Source organism: Cupriavidus sp. WS (assembly GCF_000395345.1).
Classification (GTDB): Bacteria; Pseudomonadota; Gammaproteobacteria; order Burkholderiales; family Burkholderiaceae; genus Cupriavidus; species Cupriavidus basilensis_B.
This window is the reverse complement of sequence record NZ_AQPL01000384.1, coordinates 1-6,064: the sequence shown is the minus strand read 5'-3', so window position 1 is coordinate 6,064 and position 6,064 is coordinate 1. Positions and strand designations below refer to the sequence as shown.

Annotated in this window: 6 protein-coding genes; all 6 read left to right on the top strand. The window is 65.9% G+C overall.

The features are described from left to right. Positions 1–1,024, top strand: a 1,024-nt coding sequence (gene tssC, locus K206_RS0127535; RefSeq protein ID WP_020205596.1) for a type VI secretion system contractile sheath large subunit, incomplete at its 5' end; no start/stop codon positions are given. Between the two features lie 130 nt (positions 1,025–1,154). Then, entirely contained in the window at positions 1,155–2,501 is a 1,347-nt protein-coding gene (tssK, locus tag K206_RS0127530) for a type VI secretion system baseplate subunit TssK (RefSeq protein WP_081651529.1), read from the top strand. An 11-nt stretch (positions 2,502–2,512) separates the two neighbouring features. Further along, positions 2,513–3,163, top strand: a complete 651-nt coding sequence (locus K206_RS0127525) for a DotU family type IV/VI secretion system protein (protein WP_020205594.1) — start codon at positions 2,513–2,515, stop codon at positions 3,161–3,163. A gap of 10 nt (positions 3,164–3,173) precedes the next feature. Further along, positions 3,174–4,910, top strand: coding sequence for an OmpA family protein (locus tag K206_RS0127520; protein ID WP_020205593.1), 1,737 nt, complete (start codon positions 3,174–3,176; stop codon positions 4,908–4,910). Between the two features lie 6 nt (positions 4,911–4,916). Then, on the top strand, positions 4,917–5,402 hold the full coding sequence (locus K206_RS0127515) for an Hcp family type VI secretion system effector (RefSeq protein ID WP_029044159.1): 486 nt from the start codon (positions 4,917–4,919) through the stop codon (positions 5,400–5,402). Positions 5,403–5,506: 104 nt separating this feature from the next. Next, a partial coding sequence (locus K206_RS39475) for a Clp protease N-terminal domain-containing protein (RefSeq protein WP_304413136.1) occupies positions 5,507–6,064 on the top strand: 558 nt, incomplete at its 3' end.

Here is a 6,064-nt window from a genome sequence, read left to right as displayed (position 1 = left end):
GGGGGGGGAGCCGATCGGCTCGATCATCTCGAACTACGCGTTCGACCGCAGCCCCCAGGACATCGCCCTGTTGCGCAATATCTCCAAGGTCTCGGCCGCGGCGCACATGCCGTTCATCGGCTCCGTCTCGCCAGCGTTCTTCGGCAAGGAGTCGATGGAAGAGGTAGCCAGCATCCGCGACATCGGCAACTACTTCGATCGCGCCGAATACCTGAAGTGGAAAAGCTTCCGCGAGTCCGACGACGCGCGCTATATCGGCCTGACTCTGCCGAATTTCCTGGCTCGCCTGCCCTATGGTCCGGAAACCGTGCCGGTACGTGCCTTCAACTACACGGAGGCCGTCAAAGGACCGGACCATACCCGCTACCTTTGGGCCAATGCCTCGTTCGCCTTTGCCGCGAACATGGTGCAGAGCTTCATCAAGAACGGCTGGTGCGTGCAGATCCGCGGCCCGCAGGCGGGCGGCCTGGTCGAAGACCTGCCGATTCACCTCTACGATCTGGGCACCGGCAACCAGGCCAAGATCCCGACCGAAGTGCTGATCCCGGAAACCCGCGAGTTCGAGTTCGCCAACCTGGGCTTCATCCCGCTGTCGTACTACAAGAACCACGACTTCGCGTGCTTCTTCTCCGCTCACTCGGCCCAGAAGCCGGCGCTCTACGACACCAAGGAGGCGACCGCCAACAGTCGCGTCAATGCGCGCCTGCCGTACATCTTCCTGCTGTCGCGGATCGCCCACTATCTGAAGCTCATTCAGCGCGAGAACATCGGTACCACCAAGGACCGCCGCCTGCTGGAGCTGGAGCTCAATACCTGGGTCAAGACGCTCGTGACCGAGATGACCGATCCGGGCGACGAGTTGCAGGCTTCGCACCCGCTGCGAGAAGCCAAGGTGATGGTCGAGGACATCGAGGACAACCCGGGCTTCTTCCGCGTCAAGCTCTTCATCGTGCCGCACTTCCAGATCGAAGGGATGGACATCAATCTGTCGCTGGTGTCGCAGATGCCCAAGGCGAAGAACTGAGCGACCGCAGCCAGTTTCAACGGCGATCTCGATATATCGCCAAGTGACTTGAGTCCCGCCGCACGCTGGCGCATGGCCACCGTGCGGCATCACCCATGCGGAAAATCTTTCCGCATACCAGCCGAGCACGATGAAGATAACAAGACCGCTGTGGGCGCAAGGGATTTTCATGACCCCGCAGCATTTCCAGCAACAGGCGCTGTGGGACCGCTATGCCGACGAGTACGTCGCACGCCTTGTCTGCCCCGATCCTTGGGGCGTCGTGCGCGTCGGGCTCGACCAACAGGCCTTGTCGATCCATCGGCTGGCGGTGAGCGCCCTGGCCCTGCGGCTGCCGGATGGCACCGTCATCGATACCGATCTCGCGGACCTGACGCCCTCGGCACGCGATCTTGGCGATGTGCCGGCCACCGTCGACGCGGTGGTCGTGCTGGTCGGCCTGGCCCTTGTTGATGCGCAAGGCGGCAATTGTGTCGAAGCCGGCGACCGACCCGCGCGCCCGCGCCGCTTCATTCGGGAATACCGGGAAGTCGCCGACCTGCATGGGGAAGGCAAGGAAGAGATCAGCGTCGAGCGGCACGCGCTCGCGCTCCTCTTTGACTTCGAGGCAATCGGCGACTACGTCACCTGCCCGATTGCCCGACTGGTACGCACCCCTCAAGGACGCTTCGAACTCGATCCGGCCTTTGTGCCGCCCTGCCTGTTCCTGTCGGCCAGCGACCGGCTCACCGAGCGAATGGGCCGGCTATCGGAAATCCTGAGCGCCAAGAGCGCGAGTCTGGCCGTGCGGCGGCGCGAACGCTCCGACCAGATCGCCGACTACGCGGTTGCCGATGTGGCCCTCTTCTGGCTGCTGCACAGCGTGAACAGCACCTGGCCGGATCTGGCGCGCCTGCATGCGGCCCCGCAGCAGCATCCCGAACGACTTTACGGCACCCTGGCCCGGCTGGCCGGGGCACTACTGACCTTCTCCACCACCGAGACCCTCCAGGCCATTCCGGCTTATGACCATCTCGCCCCCGAACCGGTGTTCGCGGAACTGGAATCGCTGATCCGCACCCTGCTTGACACGGTGATCCCATCGCGCGTGGTGCCGGTGGCACTCGAACGTGCCCGGCCCACGGTCTGGGTAGGCAAGATCCTTGACGAACGGCTGGTCGAAGGGGCCGAGTACTACCTGTCCGTGCAGGCTGGACTGCCGGCCCACACGCTGCTTGAACAACTGCCGCGCCTATGCAAGGCCGGGGCACCGGACGAGGTGGAACAGATCGTCAACTCCGCGCTGCCCGGCATTCCGCTGCGCACGATGTCGCGCCTGCCCGCCGCCATTCCGGTGCGCATCGAGAACCAGTACTTTGCGCTCGACAGCGCCCACCCGGCGTTCAAGCGCATGCTGGACGCACGGGCCTGCCAATTCTACGTGCCGGCTTCGTTGCCGGACGTGTCGCTCGAACTCTTCGCGGTATTGCCGGCATGAGTCCCTCCACCATGCGTACCCCCGCCATGATGCTCCCGCTCGCACTGCGCGACACAGCGCTGACCGTCACGGAACTCGCCGACTCCGCCAGACCGACCGCTGGCTTCGAAACGTTCCGGGCAAAGTGTGTCGAACAGGTAGCCCGCCTGCGCGAGGAATTCGTGGCGAGCGGCCAGCCGGTCGACGTGATAGAAGACGCCGCCTATGCCCAGTGCGCCCTGCTGGACGAGGTAGCGCTAGGTCGGCTGCAGGGCGCCGACCGCGACGCCTGGGAGCGTGAGCCAATGCAGGTAGCGCAGTTCCAGAGCCACAATGCCGGGGAGATGCTGATTGCCCGCATCGAGCGGCGCCTGGCCGATCCGCAGCCGGTGCTGCCGCTGCTCGCCGTGTTCCACGCCGTCCTCGGGCTGGGTTTTCGGGGCCGATATGCCCTGGAGGGCGCCAGCGCCCGCACCGCCCTCATGCGCGCCATCGATGAACGCCTGGATCTCGCCGGCTGGCGAAACGCTTCCGGCCCGGTGCTGGTGACCGCCGGCAAGACACCTCGATGGCGCCAACTGTCGCCGCTTGCCTGGGTGGTCACCGCCTGCGTTGGCGCGGGTCTGGTCTATGTTGCGCTCGATCGGTGGCTGGCTGCGGCGATCACCCGGCTCGCGAGCTGAAAGGGGTGTCGTGACCGGCTACCCCTACCGTACGTTGTTTGCCTGGATCGCGGCACTCGCGCTCGCCTGGCTGGCATTCAGCTCGCCTTGGGCGTCGAGGTGGAATCTGCTGCTCGCCGCCTTCACGATCACCCTGGCGCTGCTCGCGATCATCGTGGTCACCCGGCGGCTGCATGCGCGCCGGCGTGCTGCGGCGCCGGTGCTGCAGGCTGTCAGGGCATCGCTGGATGCGCTGCCCGGCGACATCCGGCGCAATACGCCGCTGGTGCTGACCGTGGGAGATGCCACCGGCGCCCCGGCGCAGGCCTTTGGCGATGCGATGGTTCGGATCACCGACACCGCGATCTGGGTGCGTGTCGACGATCCGACCCGGTTGGCTCATGTAGCGGATGCCCTCAAGCGATGGCGCGAGGAGCAGGGTCCGGATGCCGTCGCCTGCCTGATTGGCGCCGACCAGGCCGACAATGCGGGTACGCTGAACGCAGGGCTCAGGCGCTGGCGCTCGGCCATCGGAGAGGCCAGCCGCGCGGTCGGCTATGCGTTGCCGGTCTGCGTCGCCGTGTATGCCGAAGAGGCGGACGGTACGCCGGACGACTGCCCCTGGTTCGGGATGTCTGGCATGGAGATGGTGTCGGGCGAGACCCTGGCGACCAGCATCGCCACGCACGCCCTGCAGTATGCGCAAGCCGCAGTTCCGCTGGATCGCGAGGCCCGCATGCATCGCGCCACGCGTCTTGACACCCTGGCACGGTGGGCCGCTGGCGCGCTGCTGCCCGCCTTCGTCGAGAATCAGCGCGATGGAATCCGGCATGGGCGCCCGGTGCGCGTCGCAGCATTCGGCGTGACCACCGTCGTCGGAATCCCCGCTGCAAACTCGCTACTGACCCGTTTCACCGAGCAGACGACAGCCCTGAGCCGACTCGCCCGGCACAGCCGGGATGGCCGGCGTGCAGCTTACCCGTTACCGGAGCCCCTGATCCAGGGCATCGCCCTGCAGCCAGTGCGACGAACCTTGCCGCGTGCCTTGGGACATGCCTTTGCCTGGCTGGCGCTGGCATTCTGTGCCGCCTGCGCGGCCTCGGCCTGGCAGAACCGGGCGCTGGTGGCGCGCGTCATCGACGATATGGCACGCTATCGCGCCATCAGCCCAGAGCACGACGCCGCCCGGGTCGATGCGCTGCGGGCCATCAAGCGCGACCGCGACGAGCTTGAGCGGTATGCCCGCGCTGGCGTGCCACCGCGCCTGGGCCTGGGTTTCTATCGGGGCGTCCCATTGCTCACCCCGCTCAACACGCTGATCGCCGCGTATCAGCCCCCCGCACCGCCACCCTCGACCATCGAGCTCGACAGCCTGTCCCTCTTCAAGAGCGGCAGCGCCGTCCTGAACCCCGGTTCGAACCGGGTGCTGATTGGCGCGCTCGAGATGATCAAGGCGCATCCGGACAAGCGCGTGCTGGTGGCCGGACATACCGACACCACCGGCAACCCGGACAGCAACCTCAAACTCTCCGAGGCACGTGCCGCGTCGGTGCGCGACTGGCTGGCCGATGCCGCTGGCCTGCCACTCACGCACTTTGCGATCCAGGGCTACGGGGACACTCGGCCCAAGGCCACCGACGACACCGAAGCGGGGCGCGCTGCGAACCGCCGTGTCGAGATCACGCTTGTCCCCGATTGTCGCGATGACCGTCACGACAATCGGACACCCTCGGGCCAGTCGGCCTGTTCATTCCAGCAGAAGGAGTAAGAAGAAATGGCAATTCCCGCGTACATGTGGATCAAGGACGATGGCGGTGCCGATGTCAAGGGTTCGGTCACCGTGTCCGGCCGCGAGGGCAGCGTCGAAGTCGTCGCCTTTGACCACGCTGTCAATATCCCGACCGACTCCAACACCGGCAAGCTGACCGGCACGCGCGTGCACAAGCCGATCTTGTTCACCAAGGAAACTGACGCATCAACCCCCTATCTGTACAAAGCGGTCACCAGCGGCCAGACCCTGAAGTCGATCGAGATCAAGTGGTACAAGATCGACGACGCCGGCAAGGAAAAGGAATACTTCAACACCAAGCTGGAAAACGTGAAGGTGGTTGGCGTGACGCCCAAGATGCTGGACATCAAGAACCCGGCCTACGAAAAACACAACCACCTCGAAGACATCGAGTTGCGCTACGAGAAAATCACCTGGTCGTACAAGGACGGCAACATCATCCACGCCGACAGCTGGAACGAGCGCTCGTAACACGCGCGCAGCCGGCGCCAGGCGCCGGCTGGCCGTCTTGCATGGACGACATGTCGTGGTCCGCGCGCCCCATTTTCCCCTTCCTGCGTTCTTTCTCCCACGCCATGACCGCCCGCGATCCTTCCCCGTTCCTGCGTCGCCTGAACGACCACTGCGCCCAAGCCCTCACCGAGGCAGCCAGTCTCTGTGAAACACGCGCCCACCGGGACATCGAGGTCGAGCACTGGCTGATCAAGCTGCTGGAGTTGGGCGACGGCGACCTGCTGGCGATCCTGCGGCGTTATGAACTGGATGTCGACGGCATCTGGAACGCGCTGCTGGCCGCCATCGACCGGCTGCCGCACGACCTGCGCGGCAAGCCAGGCCTCTCGCAGCGCGTCGGCCAGTGGCTGGAAGCTGCCTGGATGCGCGCCTCGCTCGAAGCAGCGGGCCCCAGCGAGGCTCGGCCCATCCGCTCGGCACATCTGCTTGCGGCGCTGGCCGACTCGCCGCACCTGCTGCGTGCGCCTGATGCCTGGCCGCTCCTGTCCGTGTCGGCCGTGCAGATCGAACGGCTGATGCGCGAACTGAACAAGATCTCGATCGAGGCGGCCTCGCCCATTGGCCCTGGAGCGGACGGGCAAGCGCCCGACCCGCTGACGCCGGGACCGGCGGCAGCGCCC

Coding starts and splice junctions, on each gene's coding strand:
- tssK (WP_081651529.1), top strand. CDS start 1,155: ATGAAGATAACAAGACCGCTGTGGGCGCAAGGGATTTTCATGACCCCG.
- K206_RS0127525 (WP_020205594.1), top strand. CDS start 2,513: ATGCGTACCCCCGCCATGATGCTCCCGCTCGCACTGCGCGACACAGCG.
- K206_RS0127515 (WP_029044159.1), top strand. CDS start 4,917: ATGGCAATTCCCGCGTACATGTGGATCAAGGACGATGGCGGTGCCGAT.